Origin of the sequence: Flavobacterium davisii (assembly GCF_042182265.1) — a bacterium.
Lineage (GTDB): Bacteria > Bacteroidota > Bacteroidia > Flavobacteriales > Flavobacteriaceae > Flavobacterium > Flavobacterium davisii.
Genome location: NZ_CP097869.1, coordinates 2672373 through 2691503, shown reverse-complemented (window position 1 = coordinate 2691503; position 19131 = coordinate 2672373). Strand labels below are relative to the sequence as shown.

General features: G+C 28.4%; 19 protein-coding genes. 7 read left to right on the top strand and 12 right to left on the bottom strand.

Translation table 11 applies throughout. The features are described from left to right. Nucleotides 1–3: 3 nt before the first annotated feature. Nucleotides 4–456 carry a glucosaminidase domain-containing protein gene (locus tag NAB20_RS11475; RefSeq protein ID WP_105197087.1) on the bottom strand — a complete coding sequence of 151 codons (453 nt, stop codon included), beginning with the start codon at nucleotides 454–456 and terminating at the stop codon, nucleotides 4–6. 169 nt (nucleotides 457–625) lie between these two features. Here NAB20_RS11475 and NAB20_RS11470 point away from each other — a divergent pair, with 169 nt between their 5' ends. Beyond that, nucleotides 626–1876, top strand: coding sequence for a GDSL-type esterase/lipase family protein (locus NAB20_RS11470; protein WP_375605162.1), 1251 nt, complete (start codon nucleotides 626–628; stop codon nucleotides 1874–1876). A gap of 327 nt (nucleotides 1877–2203) precedes the next feature. Here the strand turns inward: NAB20_RS11470 and NAB20_RS11465 are convergent, their stop codons facing one another. Together NAB20_RS11465 and NAB20_RS11460 are read right to left on the bottom strand one after the other, a co-directional pair. Beyond that, on the bottom strand, nucleotides 2204–3685 hold the full coding sequence (locus NAB20_RS11465; protein ID WP_375605161.1) for an MBOAT family O-acyltransferase: 1482 nt from the start codon (nucleotides 3683–3685) through the stop codon (nucleotides 2204–2206). A gap of 8 nt (nucleotides 3686–3693) precedes the next feature. Beyond that, a complete protein-coding gene (locus tag NAB20_RS11460; RefSeq protein ID WP_375605160.1) occupies nucleotides 3694–5082 on the bottom strand; it encodes a hypothetical protein in 1389 nt (462 codons plus the stop codon). 88 nt (nucleotides 5083–5170) lie between these two features. Here NAB20_RS11460 and NAB20_RS11455 point away from each other — a divergent pair, with 88 nt between their 5' ends. Then, the gene (locus tag NAB20_RS11455) at nucleotides 5171–5836 is read left to right on the top strand and encodes a uracil-DNA glycosylase (RefSeq protein ID WP_105197076.1); all 666 of its coding nucleotides are present in this window, start codon (nucleotides 5171–5173) and stop codon (nucleotides 5834–5836) included. 2 nt (nucleotides 5837–5838) lie between these two features. Here NAB20_RS11455 and NAB20_RS11450 read toward each other — a convergent pair whose 3' ends face one another. The 8 genes from NAB20_RS11450 to NAB20_RS11415 form a co-directional block, all read right to left on the bottom strand. Next, nucleotides 5839–6786, bottom strand: coding sequence for a transglutaminase (locus NAB20_RS11450; protein WP_105197075.1), 948 nt, complete (start codon nucleotides 6784–6786; stop codon nucleotides 5839–5841). A 17-nt stretch (nucleotides 6787–6803) separates the two neighbouring features. Continuing rightward, entirely contained in the window at nucleotides 6804–7649 is an 846-nt protein-coding gene (locus tag NAB20_RS11445; protein WP_105197074.1) for a substrate-binding domain-containing protein, read from the bottom strand. Nucleotides 7650–7686: 37 nt separating this feature from the next. Continuing rightward, a complete protein-coding gene (locus tag NAB20_RS11440) occupies nucleotides 7687–8223 on the bottom strand; it encodes a hypothetical protein (RefSeq protein WP_127823047.1) in 537 nt (178 codons plus the stop codon). Beyond that, nucleotides 8216–8818 carry a GNAT family N-acetyltransferase gene (locus NAB20_RS11435; RefSeq protein ID WP_105197072.1) on the bottom strand — a complete coding sequence of 201 codons (603 nt, stop codon included), beginning with the start codon at nucleotides 8816–8818 and terminating at the stop codon, nucleotides 8216–8218. Before NAB20_RS11435 ends, NAB20_RS11440 begins: the two co-directional genes overlap by 8 nt. A 10-nt stretch (nucleotides 8819–8828) precedes the next feature. Then, on the bottom strand, nucleotides 8829–9353 hold the full coding sequence (locus NAB20_RS11430) for a GNAT family N-acetyltransferase (RefSeq protein ID WP_105197071.1): 525 nt from the start codon (nucleotides 9351–9353) through the stop codon (nucleotides 8829–8831). 16 nt (nucleotides 9354–9369) lie between these two features. Further along, nucleotides 9370–10236, bottom strand: a complete 867-nt coding sequence (locus NAB20_RS11425; RefSeq protein WP_105197070.1) for a nucleoside phosphorylase — start codon at nucleotides 10234–10236, stop codon at nucleotides 9370–9372. 158 nt (nucleotides 10237–10394) lie between these two features. After that, complete coding sequence (locus tag NAB20_RS11420; protein ID WP_105197069.1) at nucleotides 10395–10724, bottom strand: translation initiation factor; 330 nt, start codon at nucleotides 10722–10724, stop codon at nucleotides 10395–10397. Nucleotides 10725–10802: 78 nt separating this feature from the next. Continuing rightward, nucleotides 10803–11756, bottom strand: coding sequence for an isopenicillin N synthase family oxygenase (locus NAB20_RS11415; RefSeq protein ID WP_105197068.1), 954 nt, complete (start codon nucleotides 11754–11756; stop codon nucleotides 10803–10805). 172 nt (nucleotides 11757–11928) lie between these two features. Here NAB20_RS11415 and NAB20_RS11410 point away from each other — a divergent pair, with 172 nt between their 5' ends. Both NAB20_RS11410 and NAB20_RS11405 read left to right on the top strand, forming a co-directional pair. Continuing rightward, nucleotides 11929–13905, top strand: coding sequence for a thiamine pyrophosphate-dependent enzyme (locus NAB20_RS11410; protein WP_375605159.1), 1977 nt, complete (start codon nucleotides 11929–11931; stop codon nucleotides 13903–13905). A 167-nt stretch (nucleotides 13906–14072) separates the two neighbouring features. Then, nucleotides 14073–15533, top strand: a complete 1461-nt coding sequence (locus tag NAB20_RS11405; protein ID WP_105197066.1) for an aminoacyl-histidine dipeptidase — start codon at nucleotides 14073–14075, stop codon at nucleotides 15531–15533. A gap of 153 nt (nucleotides 15534–15686) precedes the next feature. On the opposite strand, the gene NAB20_RS11400 is transcribed toward NAB20_RS11405, so the two are convergent. After that, the gene (locus tag NAB20_RS11400) at nucleotides 15687–16556 is read right to left on the bottom strand and encodes a lysophospholipid acyltransferase family protein (protein WP_105197065.1); all 870 of its coding nucleotides are present in this window, start codon (nucleotides 16554–16556) and stop codon (nucleotides 15687–15689) included. Between the two features lie 106 nt (nucleotides 16557–16662). Between NAB20_RS11400 and NAB20_RS11395 the strand changes: the two genes are divergently transcribed. From NAB20_RS11395 to NAB20_RS11385, 3 genes are all read left to right on the top strand, one after another. Next, entirely contained in the window at nucleotides 16663–17304 is a 642-nt protein-coding gene (locus NAB20_RS11395) for a rhomboid family intramembrane serine protease (protein WP_105197064.1), read from the top strand. 57 nt (nucleotides 17305–17361) lie between these two features. Beyond that, on the top strand, nucleotides 17362–18060 hold the full coding sequence (locus tag NAB20_RS11390; protein WP_105197063.1) for an SIMPL domain-containing protein: 699 nt from the start codon (nucleotides 17362–17364) through the stop codon (nucleotides 18058–18060). A gap of 138 nt (nucleotides 18061–18198) precedes the next feature. Continuing rightward, nucleotides 18199–18969, top strand: coding sequence for a patatin-like phospholipase family protein (locus tag NAB20_RS11385; RefSeq protein ID WP_105197062.1), 771 nt, complete (start codon nucleotides 18199–18201; stop codon nucleotides 18967–18969). Nucleotides 18970–19131: the final 162 nt, after the last annotated feature.

The window sequence follows — 19131 nt, the reverse complement described above, 5'->3', positions numbered from 1 at the left end:
CTTTTAATGTAGATTATGCTTTAAAATTGTTTTTTTTATCTTATTTCGCCAAAGAGTTGGTTTTGTTGAATATCCTGTTAAACTTATTTTTTTTAACCAAAGTAGGTAGTCATCACTTCCTTTTAAATTCATATAGAATTTTTTTGATGCCATTTTTAAACAAAAATCTCTAAACGAATCTTCAACACTTGAATATTGTTTGAAACTAGACCAAGTTACCTGATTTTTTCCTTTTATACCAAAGTGATTGTTTAACCTTTTTGCAACTTTACTATTACCATAGCCTGACTCTACTATAGCAATACTTAAAATTATAGATCTTGGTATTCCAAATTCAAAAGATAACTTATCTGCCATTTCACCATATTCCTTAATGTATGATTCAGTTTGTGAATAGCTATTACAAAAGCTAAGGAAGGTGAAAACAAATAAAAAGTAAAATTTTAGATTTTTCATAAGCATAAATTTCTTTATAATTAAGTTGGTATTACTTAAAATAATGACCAAATTTGCCAAATGATTAATAATTCTATTTCTTCTTTTTTAAGAAGTAGGGAGCAAATTTAAGAAAAAAGTTTTTTTAAATGTGCTTTTTATCAACAAATTAACTTAGAATTAATATTTTATGTCTTTTAATAAAGTTGTTTTTTTATTTATTTATTTTGTTTTGCAACCACTTTTAGGGCAAAATGTAGCCATATTTCAGTATAAAAAAACAGATTCTTTATATCCTAAGATAAATTTAGATTTTGAAAAAAATAGCATTATAAATGAGAATCATTTAAAACCTCTTTTCTTTAAACTCTTAAGGTTAAAAGAAAATGATGGAAAACGAGTTTCATTTGTTCATATAGGAGATTCGCATATACAGGCTGATATGTCTACTAAAATAGTACGTACTGAATTACAACGTTATTTTGGTAATGCTGGTAGAGGTTTAATATTTCCCTATCAACTAGCTAAAAGTAATGCTCCTTCAGATATAATTTTTAGTTCTAATTCGGATTGGAAAGGGAGTAGATTGATTAAGAAAAATCCAGATATACCCTGTGGTCTAAGTGGTTTTGCCATAGAATCTACAGAACCAAATTCTTTTGTTAGTTTCAAATTTAGAGCATTGGAAACAATTCATAAGTTTGATAAACTTACTTTATTTACGAATGATGAAATTAAAAATATAAATTTAGTAGCGGATACAATAAAATGTAATATTAAAACAAAAGGAGTTTTAGATTTTAAATTTAGTAGTCTTCGTTCTGATTTCAATATTGTATGTAATGATTCTATTTGTACAAAGCTCTATGGTGTATTTTTAGAAAATTCTATTGATAGAGGAATTATTTATAGTGCTATAGGAGTAAATGGAGCTAAATTTTCGGATTATAACTCCGAAAATTTATTTTGGAATCAAATTAAAAATATTAAGTCAGATTGTTATATATTGTCTATGGGAACAAATGAAGCACAAAATATTGCTTTAACCCCTGAAAATTTTATCGAATCTATAAAAGAAACAATTGAAAAAATAAGAATATTTAATCCAGAAGCCGTTTTTATATTGTCAACTCCTCCTGTTTCTTTTTATAAGAAAGTAGTTCCTAATAAAAAATTAAAGGATTTTTCTGAAGCAATTAGGGAATATTGCCTTGAAAATCAGATTGCTCTTTGGGATTTGTTTGAAATTTCAAAAGGATTAGAAGGAGGTTGTGAATTAGCAAGAAATCAATTTTTAACAAATGATCTTGTTCATTATTCTAAAAAGGGATATGAGTTGCAAGGTTATTTATTTACCGAAGCATTTGCTAAAAGTTGGAATAACTTTTTAAATTCACTTTCCTCTACTGTTACTAAAACAAATTCAGAAGTAAGAAATTAAATCTTCTAAATAATATTAGGCTGGATCATTTTTTATAAATGATGAATTTATGTGTTAAGTATATAAAAGTGTTTTATTTTTTTATATAGTAAACGAGACTTCTACTAAAAAAGACTTCATCTTATTCCTTAGATTAAATACATTGAATTTAATAGAATAACCATTTTTTAGCCTAAATTCCGCATTAGACTTCATGATCTAGATGAAAAGACAAAAATAGGCATTAATATAAAAAACCCCATTTTTGAATAATTAACTCAAAAATAGGGGTATTATATAAAATTTTTAAAATAATAATTTATTGCAATTCTGCCTCTTTTACTAGTATTAAAATTGTAAGTAAATAGGCATTACAGCTTCAGTACTTTTAAAATAAGAATATAAGAATATAAAGAAAATCATAACGATGATATTAAATAATAAAGGGAGCTTTTTTTGTATTGCAATGTATTTTTCACTCCAATTATTTGGTATTAAATGTATTAAATATCCTATTATAATCATTATTAAAGGGTGTTTGTAATTTGTTACAAAATCTTCAGCTCCTTCAAGACTAAATTGATTGATAATTTGATTGATAAAAGTCAAGGACGTTTCTAAATTTTCTGCTTTGAAAAAAATCCAACAAAAACAGACGAAATGGAATGTTATAAGTCCAAAAATAAGATTTGAAATAAATCGAGGTAAAAAATTTATTTTGGACGTAAAATTGGTCCAAACTTTATTTAAAATCAAGCCAAAACCATGTAAAGATCCCCAGATAATAAAATTCCAACTTGCTCCATGCCAAAATCCACCAATAAGCATCGTTAAAAATAAATTAATATTAGTTCTTAATTTACCTTTTTTATTTCCTCCCATGGCTATATATAAATAATCACGTAACCAAGAAGATAAGGAAATATGCCATTTTCTCCAAAATTCAGTAAGAGAAGTACTTTGGTACGGTGATTCAAAATTGGGAGGGATCGTAATTCCTAGCCATTTAGAAATCCCAATAGCCACATCACTGTATCCACTAAAATCGCAATAAATCACAATGGCGTATCCATATAGAGCTATAAGACATTCAAAACCATTATGTAAATGAGGACCATCAAAAATATAGTTTACTAGGTTTAGTGTTATATAATCTGAAATGATTAATTTTTTTATTAATCCACTTATTATGAGGTAGAACCCTTTTGAAAAATCTTCAGAGCTTACGTAATAATCTTTTTTTAATTGAGGTATAAAGTCTTTAGCCCTAACAATAGGTCCCATAACTAATTTAGGGAAAAAGGATAAAAATAAAATATAGTTTGCAATATTTCTTTCTGGTTTTATTTCTCCTTTGTAGACATCTACTGCATAACTAATATTTTCAAATGTATAAAATGAAATACCAATAGGTAATAAAATGTGGATAGGATCTAATTTTGTTATATTTAAGCTGTTTATTATTTCTATAAAAAAGTTAGTATATTTAAAATAAAAAAGTAAGCCCAAGTTAAAAATAATACAAAAAATTAATAAAAATTTTCTTAATCCGGCTTTTGCTCTTGCTTTGTATATAGCAATAGAGAGTAAATAATCAACAACGGCTGATCCTATTACTAAAAAAACAAAATTTCCACTCGCTTTGTAAAAAAAATAAAGCGAAAAAAAACTTAAGATATAGGCTCTTCTTAAGTAATTTTTTCTTACCATATAATAGCAAATAATGAAAACTAAAAAAAAGTAAACAAAGAAGCCACTATTAAAAAGTAATGGGTTTTTAGGATCATAAAATAGCTGATCGATTATTTTGTTGAAATCGAAAGTTAACATTTTGAAAATTAGTTTTTATTATTTTGTTTTTTTATTTGCTTTTTCGGTTTGTTTTTTATTTTTTCAAATTCTTTTTGAATAGATTGAAATATTGTTTTAGCCACTACTTTAGACCCTCTATTATTGAAATGGATATAGTCTTTACTAGCCATTCTAGGAATAGTATCAACCCATTTTTTCATAATTCCTTTTCCTCCTATAGAATTAAAAAGGTTATAAAAAGGGACTTTATTATCATACGATAATCGAGCTTGTACTTTTATTAAACTATCTATTCCTATTGCCGTTTTCCATTCATTATCATATTTAAAAGCTCTATCTGAACAACTAAAAATTAAGAAATCGGTTTTAGGCATTTCTTTTTTAAATTTTTTAATGATAGGAGACATTTTTTCATAATAATAGTCATAATTTAAGTCATTAGGTCTAAACATCAGATTAACTCCGTATTGAAATACAACTAAATCATAATAATTTTCTTGATTCAATTTTTGTAAGAGTTCTATACTAATTTTGTTGAGCTCAATTCCTGTGATACCTCTAAAAGAAAAATTATCTAGTACAATACCGTTTTCGGGTTCAAAACTTATACCGTAAATAGGAGTGTTGGCAAACTGAGCCTTAAAGTGTATGCTATTTACTGTAGACCTATCTAATAAAACTCTGTTAAAAGCTTCACTAGCATGGTAGTTTGTTTGAACACCATTTTGAGTTATCGTAATATCATTTCCTTTACCAAATAATAACCATTTTTCAAGAATTTGTGTACTGTCTTTTTTTATATTATTTCGTAAAGTAATATCTAAATCCGAACTAAGGAATGAATAACCTGATAAGAAAACATTTTTTTCAGGGTTTTGTTTAAAATTAAAGGTTTCAAAAGATCCAGATGTTTTGGAAGTGGCTGTTTGCCTAAAATCAGATGAAATTGAATTAATAGGAACAAAACCAACGCCCTTTTTTTTATTAAAATAATTTTGTAACATTTCTCGAATGTCTTGAGTCATTAGATCTCCTTCTATTTGACTATCACCAAACCAAGCAATTCTAATTTTTGTTTTTTTATTTTGATATAGTTCATCTAGTTTACTAGATAAATTTTGGAATACAAAATTTTTGCTATCATTATCAAAATCTGTTATATTGGTTGTTTGATAGCTATCAAAAATAGTAAATGTGCTATCTAGTTTTTGAGTTTTATTAACTAAACTATTTGTTTTCTTTTTAGTATTTTCTTTATCAGTCTTAACCGATTTATCGTTTTGTATATCAGCAAATAGATTAACATTTTTGAAACTAGGATAATATTCAATTATGTTTTTTGAAAAAAATGAAAGTCCAAGATATACAGATGTAACTGATAAAACAAATACTAATACTTTATTGTTGCTGTTCATTAGTGTTATTTGATATTCTTTGAAACCGGCAAAAGTATGGAAAAGTTATCATAAGTTTATAAGTTTTAATATTTTTGTAAGAAAAAAAATGGAAGTAAAAATTCATGATTCTTGGAAAGATATTCTAAAAGAAGAATTCGAAAATATATATTTTAAAAATTTGATTGACTTTGTAAAGAATGAATATCAAATAGGTCGTTGCTTTCCCAAAGGGAATCTTATTTTTTCTGCATTTGATCATTGTCATTTTAATGATGTAAAAGTCGTGATAATAGGACAAGACCCTTATCATGGTCTGGGACAGGCTAATGGATTATGTTTTTCTGTTAATGAAGGTATTGCATTTCCTCCTTCATTACTTAATATTTTTAAAGAGATTGAGTCCGATTTAAAAATGCCCATGCCAGTATCAGGCAATTTAGAACGTTGGGCTGAACAAGGGGTCTTGCTTTTAAATGCAACTTTAACAGTTAGAGAAAATAACGCGGGGAGTCATCAGAACAAAGGATGGGAAATATTTACAGATGCTGTTATCCAGCAAATTTCAGATAAAAAAGAAAATGTTGTTTTTTTACTTTGGGGAGGATTTGCTAAGAAAAAAGGAGCTAAGATAAATAGAGATAAACATTATGTTTTAGAAACGGGACATCCATCACCCTTAAGTGCCAATCGTGGTTTATGGTTTGGTAATAAACATTTTAGTAAAACGAATGAATATTTGAAATCTATTGATAAAGAAGAAATAAAATGGTAAGTTTAATTACTAAGTGTTAATTGACCTAAGATGGTCTCACTCATAAATTTTCCTCCTGGATAATTAGCAGTATAATCCAAATTAAGCCAAATATAACCCCTTTCATCTATATGATAGTGTAAGGGTTTGTTTTTGCTTTCTTGAATAAATAATACTTTATGTATTAAGTAATTTACTTTTTCAAGATCTCGCTTAGTGCCAATAAGCATTTCGGGATAAATATGGGCATCTGTGTGTATCAAACGTGGAATACCTCCGACGGCCTTAATACCGGCTGCCATTAATATAGCGTGATCATCACAATCACCTGAAAAATGTTCAATTGATTCAGAGGCATCGGCAATATAATTATTTCCTTGTGGGTCATTTACATAATTCCATTTCTTTTTGATTTCTTTAAAAACAGCAAAACATTGTATAGTGGTTCGGTATTCAAAAAAATCTTTTAAATGGGATACATTTTTAAAATTTTGAGTGGTAGACCAAACAGCAAAATTGCGCACTTTTGGATTGTTAAAATCAATTGCTTTTAGAACTTTAGATTTATTAGGGAAGGGGAGTAGTTTGTTGATAATAATATCTTGTGGATATGGATTTTCATCCATTGTGTACATCATAGATCTGTAATCATCATACAAATTATAAAAACCATAATTTCCAAAAAAAGTTCCGTATGATAAAATAAGTATATAGATGACAATAGAAACAATAATTATTTTTTTTATTTTTTGAAATAATAAATAATAAATTATAGTAATGCAAATGAATAATAAAAAACGATCAAAAGGAATTTTCCAATTCGTTTCTTTTAAGTTATGATGTGCAATTATAAAAGTGGGTAGCGTGAGTAATAAGCATAAAATTAAAATGACTACACGACTCCAAGGCTTTACTGATGAAAGCCGATCCTTGTATTGATGATAAAGATCTTTTATAGAGGTTGTAGTCATTTTATATCACGCAAAATTTATTTTACGATCATGTCAAAAGATAATTTATTTTCTATTAAATTAAATTCTAGCAATTGTTTTTGAATTTTATCAAACGTTTTTTGATCCATTTTCTTTTGTGACCATTTTGTTTGTTTAAGCCATAGTTGTATGTCTTCTATTTTTTGATTGTAACGAGCAGCTAATGTTCTGTCTATACTAGGTATATCTTTAAACTCAATAGTTGTATTATTAATAATTTCTAAAATTAACTCCAATGTAGCTGAATTATTTTGAATAAATTCATTTCGAACAGCAATTACAAAAGAAGGCCAAGGAGTCGGACATTCACTTATTCTTTTAAAAATACCTTGATCAACTAAGGGTTGTGTCATAAAACGTTCCCATAGAAAATAGTCTGCTTTTCCATTTTGTATAGCTTTAACGGCTCCTTCTATCGTATCAACAATTTCAAAATTTAATGTGTTAAGATCCCAATTTTGTTGTTTTGCATTAACAAAACTCATTAAATGAGAACCTGAACCTATTCTTGAAATAGCACTTTTAGTATTCTCTAAATCAGACATATATTGATAGTGAGAATTGGAATTAACATGTACTCCCCAGATTAATGGAGACTGAACGTATAATTGTATGATAGAACTATCATTTCCTGAAGCAATATCTTTTATTATTCCTTCTGTTAGAATTACAGCAAGATCTGTTTCATTGTTACGTAACATTTGACACATTTTGCCAGTTCCTTCAGGAATATCAGTCCATTGTAGGTCAATTCCTACTTGATCATATTCTCCGTTTTCTATACATAATTGCCAAGGAAGATTAAAATGTTCTGGCACTCCAACAATTCGTACTGTTTTCATATTTTAAATTAAAGAAAATGATTTTTAGAAAATTAAATTATTTAGATAATTGGGCAATACATTTTTCACGAATATCCCAAATTTCTTCAAAGGTCTTATTTTGTTTGGTTTCGAAAATCCAATTTTTTAAAAATGTTTGATGGTAATCTATTTTATATTGTATTACTTGATCAGGATTAATTATGATTTCAAAAAGTATATCTTCTTTTATTCTAGAATAAAGACTATTTTTACTTGTATAATCCTTATATTGATCATTTATTTTTAAATAGCAATGTGCCTCTGGTATATAATCAATAGAATTGCTTTCTAATATTTCTTTTAAGGAAGGGGTATTTTTTGCATTCATTTTAAAAATGCCTAAAATGAGTTCCGTATTTTCTTGATTAAAATCAGATGCCAAGGATTTTAACAATGCGTGTTTAGAACTACAGCTTCCTCTATGTTCAGTTAATACAAGGGAAAAATCATTACGCAAACTATTTCTTCCATACGGAATTTTTTGTACGTATTTAGTCAGTTCCTCCCAAGTAGAGATGCCTCTATTAGTTAACCAATTAGATAGATTATTCATTATTGTTTGTTAGAATAGGTGAAATATTAATTTCTATATCATGTATTATTTTTTTACTAATAATCATGTCGTATTTTAGTATACCTAATTCGTACCAATTCCAATTTTGATCATCATAAATAAATTCATTTGTCAGGCGCATGTGAATTTTTTCGGCCATTTTATTGCTACTATAATTTTTTGTTTGTGTATAGGCGTATAACTTTGGTAAATTTAAGTGTTTAAATGCGTATTTAATCCAAGCATGAAAAACTTCAAAGCCTAATTTTTTATTCCAATATTCTTGTGTTATACAAATGCCTATATCATAAAAATCTTGATGATTATTGACTGTATTTTCATTAAATTTAAGACCACCCCAGCCTATAAATTCATTCGTTTCTTTTAGAATAATACCATAACGTCCTATTTTATGTTTAATATATTGACTTAAAATAGCGTTTATAACAAATTTTGTTTGATTAATATCAGTTGCAGGAGCGTTCCATAAATACTCATGAACATTAGGGTTAGAATCTATTTTATGCAATATTTCTACATCCTCTATTGTCAAAGGCCGCATGATTAACCTAGGTGTTTCTAAAATAAAATTCATAATAGACTAACTATTTAATAATTTTCCACCAATTCCATGATACATTATCTGATGCAATATATGTTTCTATAAACTGGAATCCACATTTTTTTAATATATGATTGGAAGCTTTATTTTCAAAATGAGTATATGCGTTTAACTCTTTTATTTTCATTTGATAAAAAGCATATTCTAACCAAAAAAATGTAGCTTCAGTTGCATATCCTTGCCCCCAAAAACGTTCATCTAGTCTGTATCCATAATCATAAAAATTGGTATTACCATTTTCTTTGTGATCATTTATAAATTTAATACCAGTCCATCCAATAAATTCGCCTGTTTTTTTTAAAATAGTGCTATATCGTCCTATTTTATTTTTTTCATATTGTTCTAATACCTTTTTAATACCAATTTTAACATCTTCAATATCTTGGATGGGCTGTTGCCATAAATATTTATGAACATTAGGATTTCTATCCATTTCAAACAATGATTGCGCATCAGTCATTTCAAATGGTTTAAAAATTAGTTTTTTGCTTTCCAGTTGTAGCATCATTTATTTAGGATAATAGTTATTCAACTAATTTATCAAGTGTGTATATGATGAGTGCGTCTACAGCTTTATAAGGATCTTCACTAAAAGTACCGTTAGCTCGATTTGCAATTACAGCATTTAGAGATAAACAATTATGACCTAAAAGTTTTCCTAAACCATAAATAGCAGAGGTTTCCATTTCAAGATTGGTCATGCGGGTTCCGTTAAAATTAAAAGAATCCATTTTGCTATTTAATAGTGGATCTTGAATGTTTAAACGTAAGACACGTCCTTGAGGACCATAAAAACCGCCTGCTGTTCCTGTAAAACCTTTAAAAATTTTATCACTTTCCAAACGTTTTTCTAACGTTTCGCTTCCTGCAATAACGTAAGGTTTTCCTTTACGCATATCCCAATTTGTTTGGGAAATAAAAGCTTCTTCTATTTCGTTTTCAGTAATGTGATCAATTAAATAGGAGCGTAGCATATTGTCTAAGCCTAGTCCGTATTTAGATAAAACAAAACTATCAACAGGTATATCTGCTTGTAAAGAACCAGAAGTTCCAATACGAATGATGTTTAGAGAAGTTAAATTTTCTTTAATTTTTCTTGTTTCTAGATCAATATTTACCAAAGCATCTAGTTCATTCATTACGATATCAATATTATCAGGGCCAATTCCTGTAGATAATACAGTAATACGTTTACCTTTATAGATTCCTGTTTGAGTTTTGAATTCTCTTTTTTGTGTTGAAAACTCAATTGAATCAAAATGTTTTGTGATCTTTTCAACACGGTATTGGTCACCAACTATAATAATATCTTTTGCAATATCTGACGGTTTTAAGTTAAGATGATAAACACTACCATCAGGGTTTAATATAAGTTCTGAATTTTTAATCATAAATTTAAAATTATTAAATGAAAGAGTTTGTTTAAAAGAATCTAATTATTTTATCTCCTTTAGTTAATCAATTTAATTTTGAGGCTCTGATTGTTCTAAATGGTAGAATTGATAAACAAAACGTTTAAAAGTTAATTTTGATTTTTTTAGAGTTAAATTTAACCTCCAACACGTTTAACTTTAAAACCTTTATCCTTTAAAATATTCATGATTTTATCACGATAATCTCCTTGAATAATGATTTCTCCCTCTTTAAAACTTCCTCCAACTGCTAATTTATTTTTTATTTCTTTAGCTAAAAGTTTAAAATCTTCATCTTCACCTTCATAGCCTGCTATGATGGTGATGGGCTTTCCTTTTCTTCTTTCATATTTGCAAATCATAGGTTCTTTTTGAACGAAGAGCTCATGTGATTTTTCTTCTTCAATAGGATCATTAGAAGGTGTATGATCAGGGAAAAGTTTTTGTAATTGATCTTGTAAATCCATTTTGATGAAAATCAAAAATTGAGAATTAAAAATTAATTAAAATCCTTAACTCTCAATTTTAAATATTTAATGGTTAAATTATTTTTTTAATAATCCTAATTCAACTAAACGCTCATTTAGATATTCGCCAGCTGTAATATCTTCAAATAATTTAGGATTCTTTTCATCTATACATTCTGGTAAACAATTTAAAGACATGTTGCTTACAGGGTGCATGAAGAAAGGAATTGAAAAACGTGAAGTTCCCCATAATTCTCTTGGAGGATTTACCACTTGATGAATAGTTGATTTTAACTTATTATTAGTATGACGGGATAACATATCGCCTACATTAATCATTAATTCATCATCTTGTGCTATAGCATCAATCCATTCGCCTGCATGATTTTGTACTTGTAACCCTTTACCTTGAGCTCCCATTAACAATGTGATTAAGTTAATATCACCATGAGCTGCTGCACGTACTGCACCATCTTTAGGCTCATCTGTAATAGGTGGATAATGTATAGGTCGTAAAATTGAATTCCCGTCTTTGATAAAATTATCAAAATACAATTCGTCTAAACCTACATATAATGCTAGAGCTCTCAACACGTAAACACCTGTTTTTTCTAACATTTGAAAAGCTTCTTTACCTACTTCATTAAATTTAGGTAATTCATTTACCATTACATTGTCAGGGTATTCTCCAGCCCATTTAGAACCTTCTGATACGTACTGACCAAAGTGCCAAAATTCTTTTAAGTCACCAGCAGAACGACCTTTAGCATGCTCTTTTCCAAAAGATACATATCCTCTTTGTCCTCCAATACCAGGGATTTCATACTTTGATTTCACTTCTAATGGTAAACTGAAGAAGTTACGTACTTCACTGTACAAATTTTCAACTAATTTGTCATCTAAAAAGTGACCTTTTAATGCTACGAAACCAATTTCTTCGTAGGCTTTTCCGATTTCATTTACAAATTTTTGTTTACGTACCGGGTCATCCGATAGGAAATCACGTAAGTCAACACTAGGAATTTTTTGCATTGTCTTAGTTTTTGTTAATAACTTCAATTGGTATAATACCTTGATAGAACAAATGTAGAGATAAAATGTTTTATTCTTCAATAAAAGTTATTAACAATTATAAAAAAACTAACTTTTGTCAGTTTTACTGAAATTTTAATCTCTATTTTTGATATAGCTAACTGAATTAATTATGAATTTTGAAAGAAAAGATTTAACAAACAAAGCTTTATTAGCTCTTTATAAAAAGCTTTTGAAACCTCGATTAGTAGAAGAAAAAATGTTGATTTTAATCCGTCAAGGAAAAGTATCAAAATGGTTTTCTGGTATTGGTCAAGAAGCGATAGCAGTAGGTGTTACAGCTGCTCTTAATGATGATGAATACATATTGCCAATGCATCGTAATTTAGGTGTCTTTACAGCTAGAAATATACCATTAGAAAAACTTTTTTCGCAATGGCAAGGAAAGATAAATGGTTTTACAAAAGGTAGAGATAGATCATTTCATTTTGGAACTCAAGAGTATAAAATAATAGGTATGATTTCTCATTTAGGACCACAAATGGGAGTAGCTGATGGTATTGCATTAGCTAATAAACTATCTAAAAATAATAAAGTTACAGCAGTATTTACTGGAGAAGGCGCTACTTCAGAAGGTGATTTTCATGAGGCTTTAAATGTAGCATCCGTTTGGAATTTACCTGTTTTTTTTATTATAGAAAATAACGGATATGGTCTTTCTACTCCTACAAATGAGCAATATAAATGTGAAAATTTAGCAGATAGAGGTAAAGCTTACGGAATGGAAAGTTATATAATAGACGGGAATAATATTCTTGAAATTTATAATTTAATATCCGACTTAAAAGAATCAATGATTAATTCTCCTAGACCTGTTTTAATAGAATGTAAAACTTTTAGAATGCGAGGGCATGAGGAAGCAAGCGGTACGAAATATGTACCTGAAGAATTAATTAAAAACTGGGCAGAAAAAGATCCGATTGAAAATTATAGGAGATATTTGAAAATTACAATGGTACTTTCAGATGAAGAAGATGATTTAATTCATAAAGAAATTAAAGAAGAAATCGATTTAAATTGGCTAAAAGTACAAGAAGAACCGGCTATTATAGCCAATTTAGAAGAAGAATTAAAAGATGTATACGCTCCTTATAATTTTGAAAAAATAGATCCCAGTACAGAAGTAGAGAATATTCGTTTTATAGACGCTATTTCAGAATCATTAAGACAGTCTATGCAAAAACACTCTAATTTAGTTCTTATGGGACAAGATATAGCTGAATATGGAGGAGCTTTTAAAATTACAGAAGGATTTGTTACGGAATTTGGAAAAGAGAGGGTAAGGAATACACCTATTTGTGAAAGTATAATTCTTTCAGCTGCAAACGGATTATCTATTAATGGCTACAAAGCGGTTGTAGAAATGCAATTTGCTGATTTTGTTTCTACAGGTTTTAATCCTATTGTTAATTTGTTTGCCAAACAACATTATCGTTGGGGTGAAAAATCGGATGTAGTAGTTCGTATGCCTTGTGGCGGTGGTACACAAGCAGGCCCCTTTCACTCTCAAACTAATGAAGCATGGTTTACTAAAACACCTGGTTTAAAAGTCGTTTATCCAGCATTTCCTTATGATGCAAAGGGTTTATTGAATACGGCTATTAATGATCCTAATCCCGTTGTCTTTTTTGAACATAAAATGCTTTATCGTTCCATTTATCAGAATGTACCAAAAGATTATTACACACTACCATTTGGTAAAGCTTCGCTTATAAAGGAAGGAAATAGCGTTACTATCATCACTTTTGGAGCCGGTGTACATTGGGCTTTAGAAACTTTGAATGATAATCCAAACATATCAGCTGATCTAATCGATTTGAGAACACTCCAGCCATTAGATGTAGTATCAATTTATAAATCTGTAAAGAAAACGAATAGAGCCATTGTACTACAAGAAGATACACTTTTTGGAGGTATAGCTAGTGATATTTCGGCATTCATTATGGAAAATTGCTTTGAGTTTTTAGATGCCCCTGTTTGTAGAGTCGGTAGTTTAGAAACTGCTATTCCTTTTATGAAATCATTAGAAGATCAATATTTGCCGAAAATGCGTTTTGAAATAGAATTAAAAAAACTTTTGAATTATTAGTTTTTTGAGAAAAAGATTAATATTTAAAAATAAAATAAGTAAAGCATAAAAATAATATATTTTAAGGTTATTCTATATGATGAAATGAAGTTTATAAATTATAATCTTTTTATATCATAGAAAAACCATTATTTGTAAATTTGACACTTTAAAATTATTCTAACAAAATGAGTCAAGAAATAAGAAACCTTGAACCCAAAGCTCTTTGGAACAAGTTTGCCGATCTAAACTCGGTGCCTCGCCCGTCTAAAAAAGAAGAACGAGTGATTGCTTTTATGATGGAATTTGGACAAAAATTAGGTCTAGAGACAATAAAAGATGAAGTAGGTAATGTCATTATTAAAAAACCTGCTACTGTAGGAATGGAAGATAGAAAAACCATTGTAATGCAATCGCATTTAGATATGGTTTGTCAAAAAAACAATGATACTGTTTTTGATTTTGATACACAAGGTATTGAAATGTATGTTGATGGTGATTGGGTTCGAGCTAAAGGAACCACACTTGGAGCAGATAATGGTTTAGGTGTAGCAACGATTATGGCAATACTTGAAAGTACAGATATTATACATCCTGCTATTGAGGCTTTATTTACAATTGACGAAGAAACGGGAATGACAGGAGCTTTAGGGCTAAAAGGAGGATTATTATCTGGTCAAATCCTTTTAAATCTAGATACAGAAGAAGATGATGAAATTGATATAGGATGTGCAGGGGGAGTAGATGTAACAGCTGAACGTACGTATAATGAGGAAGAAACACCTGCAGGTTCAGTAGGTTATGTTATTACTGTAAAAGGATTACAAGGAGGACATTCAGGAATGGATATCCATAAAGGCTTAGGTAATGCCAATAAGATTATGAACCGTTTATTATTTGATGGTTTTGAAAATTTTGGTCTTCAAGTTGCAGAAATCAATGGCGGAAGTTTACGAAATGCAATTCCACGCGAGAGTGTAGCTAAAGTTATTATTGCTGGAATGTATGATGAAGCTTTTGTTTTTGATATGCAAGAGGTAATAAATGATATCAAAGCAGAGTATAAAACAATGGAACCTAATCTGCAAATTATGATTGAAAAGTCAGATTTGCCAGCCAATGTAATGGATTTAGGAGTACAAGAAGGTTTGTTACGTGCTATTTATACAGCTCACAATGGAGTATATCGTATGAGCCCTGATATGCTTGATTTAGTAGAAACATCAAATAATATTGCCAGAGTAATTGTAAAAGAAGGACAAATATCTATTCAAAATTTAACCCGTTCTTCAGTAGAAAGTTCTAAATTTGATTTAGCTAATGCGTTGCGCTCAGCTTTCGAATTATTTGGTTGCGAAGTTCATTTTTCAGGCTCGTATCCAGGATGGACACCAAATGTTAATTCCGAAATATTAGATGTATTAACCTCTATATATGAAAAACAAAATGGTTTAAAACCACATGTAGTAGCTTGTCATGCAGGTTTAGAATGTGGTATTTTAGGAACTAATTATCCAGGTATGGATATGATTTCTTTTGGACCTACAATTAAAGGAGCACATAGTCCTGATGAAAGAGCTAGTATTTCTTCTGCTCAAAAATATTGGAAATTTGTTTTAGAGATCTTACAAAATATTCCTCTTAAATAATAAAATATATAGAAAGAAGGATCTCCTAAGAGTCACAATCTTATCATTTCGTTCACAGGGCGAAATGATAAGATACTGATAATACGACTTCACCTTTCTTGAAAGTGACAGATTATATGTTGAATTTGAATTTTTTAAAAACTTCTTTATTACTTATCGAGTATGTTTCCATCTCTTATGAGTCCACATATAATACTCAGGAGCCTCATAAATTTGTTGTTCTACTTTTTGAATAAACTTTTCCGAAATTTGAAAATTAGGAATAGATTTTACTTCATCTGCTAAAATCTCAAAAGTAGCTTGATAAAAACCTCTTTTTATCTTTTTTACTTTCAAAAATATTAAGCTCATGTCAAAACGTTTAGCTAATAGCTCCGCTCCAACATGTATAGGCGTTTCTTTTCCCATAAATTGATACCAATGCATATTACTTGAAGGCTTAGGTGTTTGATCACTAATAAAAGCATATACTGATAAAATATTATTATGGTTATTCTTTTCTATAACTTTAGAGGTTTCTTTTGTACTAATTAATGTTGCATTAAATTTAGAACGAATTTTTTTTACTAACTTATCAAAATAACGATTTTTAATTTTTTTATATACACCAAAACCTTCAAACTTAATATATTTATTCATGGCTATTATCCATTCATAACTTGCATAATGAGCTAACATGATAATGACACTTTTTTGTTGCATTTCCAATTTATTATAAATTTCTAAATTGGTAAACTGATACCTTTTATCCATTTCTTTTTCTGAAATACTTAGTGTTTTTATCATTTCTAGAAACATATCACAAAGATGCCTATATGATTTTTTTTCTATAGACAATCGTTCTTTTGAAGATAAATTAGGAAACGCAATCATTAAGTTATGACGTACCGTTTTTTTTCTATAGCCTACTATATAATAAATAATAAAATAAACACTATCAGATAAAATATATAATAATTTAAAAGGAAGTATTGATATGAACCAAATTATAGGGTATACTAGTATATAAACGACTAATTGCATTTTAATATTTTAAGGCAAATATAACTCATTAAATTTATTTAATAAAGAATTTCATTGCATACTGTTCGTCTAAAATGTAGTATATTGCTCGTAAAAAAAGGAGGCAATGAATTTAGTATTATTAGCACTAATAGGAATTACAGTTTTTGTAAGTTATAAAGGTTTTACAGATTACAATTTTTCTAATCAATATGAATTTAATGTAAGAAAAATTCGTTCAGGAGAACAAATAAGAATGTTAACATCAGGTTTTTTGCATGGTGATTGGGGACATTTATTTTTTAATATGTTCACTTTATATATGTTTGCAGACATTGTAATTTATAATTTTGGTTCCTATCTGTTTTTAATTATTTACTTAGTTAGTTTATTATCAGGAAGTTTTTTATCTATGGTTTATCATAAAAATGATTACAGTTATAGAGCAAGAGGAGCTTCTGGTGCAGTAGTAGGTATATTATATGCTGCTATTTTGTTGAATCCTGAAATGAATTTATATCTTTTTTTAATTCCAATTCCAATTTCAGCCTATATATTTGGTATAGGATATTTGTTATATTCTATTTATGGAATAAAAGCTCAAAATGATAATATAGGGCATGAAGCACATTTTGGAGGAGCATTAGGAGGTTTAGTCTCTACAATATTAATAAACCCGACTATTTTAATTAGTAGTTTTAAAATGATTATTTTATTACTTATTCCTATAATAATACTTTTTTTCTTAACTAAGATAAAAAAAATATAATGGCATACATTTTGTAACATTTCTAAAAAATAAATGTAGAATTAAAATTATATATCAATGAAAAAATTAATCACATCCTTATTCTTTTTAATGTCTTTTATAATGCAAGCACAAGAATTAAAACAACAAATTCCACAAGTGAGTGTTTCTGGAGAAGGAAAAGTAAAAGTAATTCCAGATCAATGTTTAATTACTTTAGGAGTTGAAAATACAGCAAAAGATGCAACCACTGCAAAAAAAATGAATGATGATATAATACATAAACTCATTCAATATATAAAAGAGTATAATATTCCAGCTTCTGATTATCAAACAACAGATGTAAATCTTAATAAAAATTATGATTATGAAAAAAAGAAGTATAATTTTTACGCTAGTCAGACCATTAGCATCTTATTAAAAGATATTAAGAAATATAATGATTTTATGTTAGGAATTACCGATACAGGTATAACGAATATAAGAGGTGTAGATTTTAAAACTTCAAAATTGGAAGAATTAGAAAAAGAAGCTCGTAAAAAAGCAATGTTAAATGCTAAACAAAAAGCAGAAGATTTTGTATCTGTTTTAGGACAAAAAGTAGGAAAACTGCTTTTAGTAACTGATAATTCATCAAGTTATTATCCTCAACAACCTATGATGTATAAATCAGCTGGAATGCGAGAGGCTTTGGGTGATTCAGGGAACAAAGAAATTTTAGCAATAGGTGAAATAGCTGTAGTAGTAAACGTACAAGTTGGGTTTGTTATTGAATAAAAAATAAATTGTTATTTTTAAGGAAAAATATTGTAAACAATATTTTTCCTTTTATCAATAAATATCTAGGTACTAGATTTTGTTATGAAGGTAAAAGGGCGCTAAAATAAAATAATTTTTTTACCGTTTTTTATAAAAATGAAATTAGATAATATAGGAATAGTGCTTTCTGGTGGAGGAAGTAAAGGTTTAGCTCATGCGGGAGTATTACATTTTTTAAATGAAAACAAAATAAATCCTAAAATTATTTCAGGGACGAGTGTAGGAGCTATTATAGCAGCTTTATATGCAGTAGGTAAATCACCTCTTGAAATTTTAGAATTTTTTAGATCTATTTATTTTTTCCATTGGAGGCATTTCACATTTTCTAAAGCAGGTTTAATAGATGGAAATGCTTTCGAGCCTTATTTTTATAAAATTTTTAAAGATTTGAAAATAGGAGATTTGCCTATTCAAATTCATATAACTGCAACCGATTTAGTAAAAGGGGAACTAAAGATTTTTGATGAAGAAACACGTGTAGTAGATGCTATTTTGGCTTCATCATCTTTTCCTGGTGTTTTTTCTCCCTATGAATTTGAAGGAAATTTGTATAGTGATGGCGGAATTTTAAATCATTTTCCAACAGATTTATTACAAGGAAGATGTCATTATTGTATAGGTGTTTATGTAAGCCCTATACAAAAAATACAATCCAAGAATCTTACTTCTATTAGATCTGTAACAGCTCGCGCTTTTGATTTACTTTTTGCTAATTCTAGTGCACATAAATTTACAAATTGTAATTGGCTAATTCAGCCAGAAGAATTGTCTAAATTTGGTACTTTTGAGACTAATAAATTAAAAATGGATGAAATTTTTTCAATAGGATATAAGGAAGCACAAAAAACTTTTTTAAAAATAAATTAATATATTCCTTGTTTACTTAGCTAAAATAGTTTGTTTTAAAAAAAACAAAATTTCGTATTATAAATAAAATGGAATATAGTCATAATCAGGAAACAAACTCTGATTTTATCGAAGAGCTCAACACAGGTTCACCTCACTAAGTTTCCTTTTTTCATAGATCTT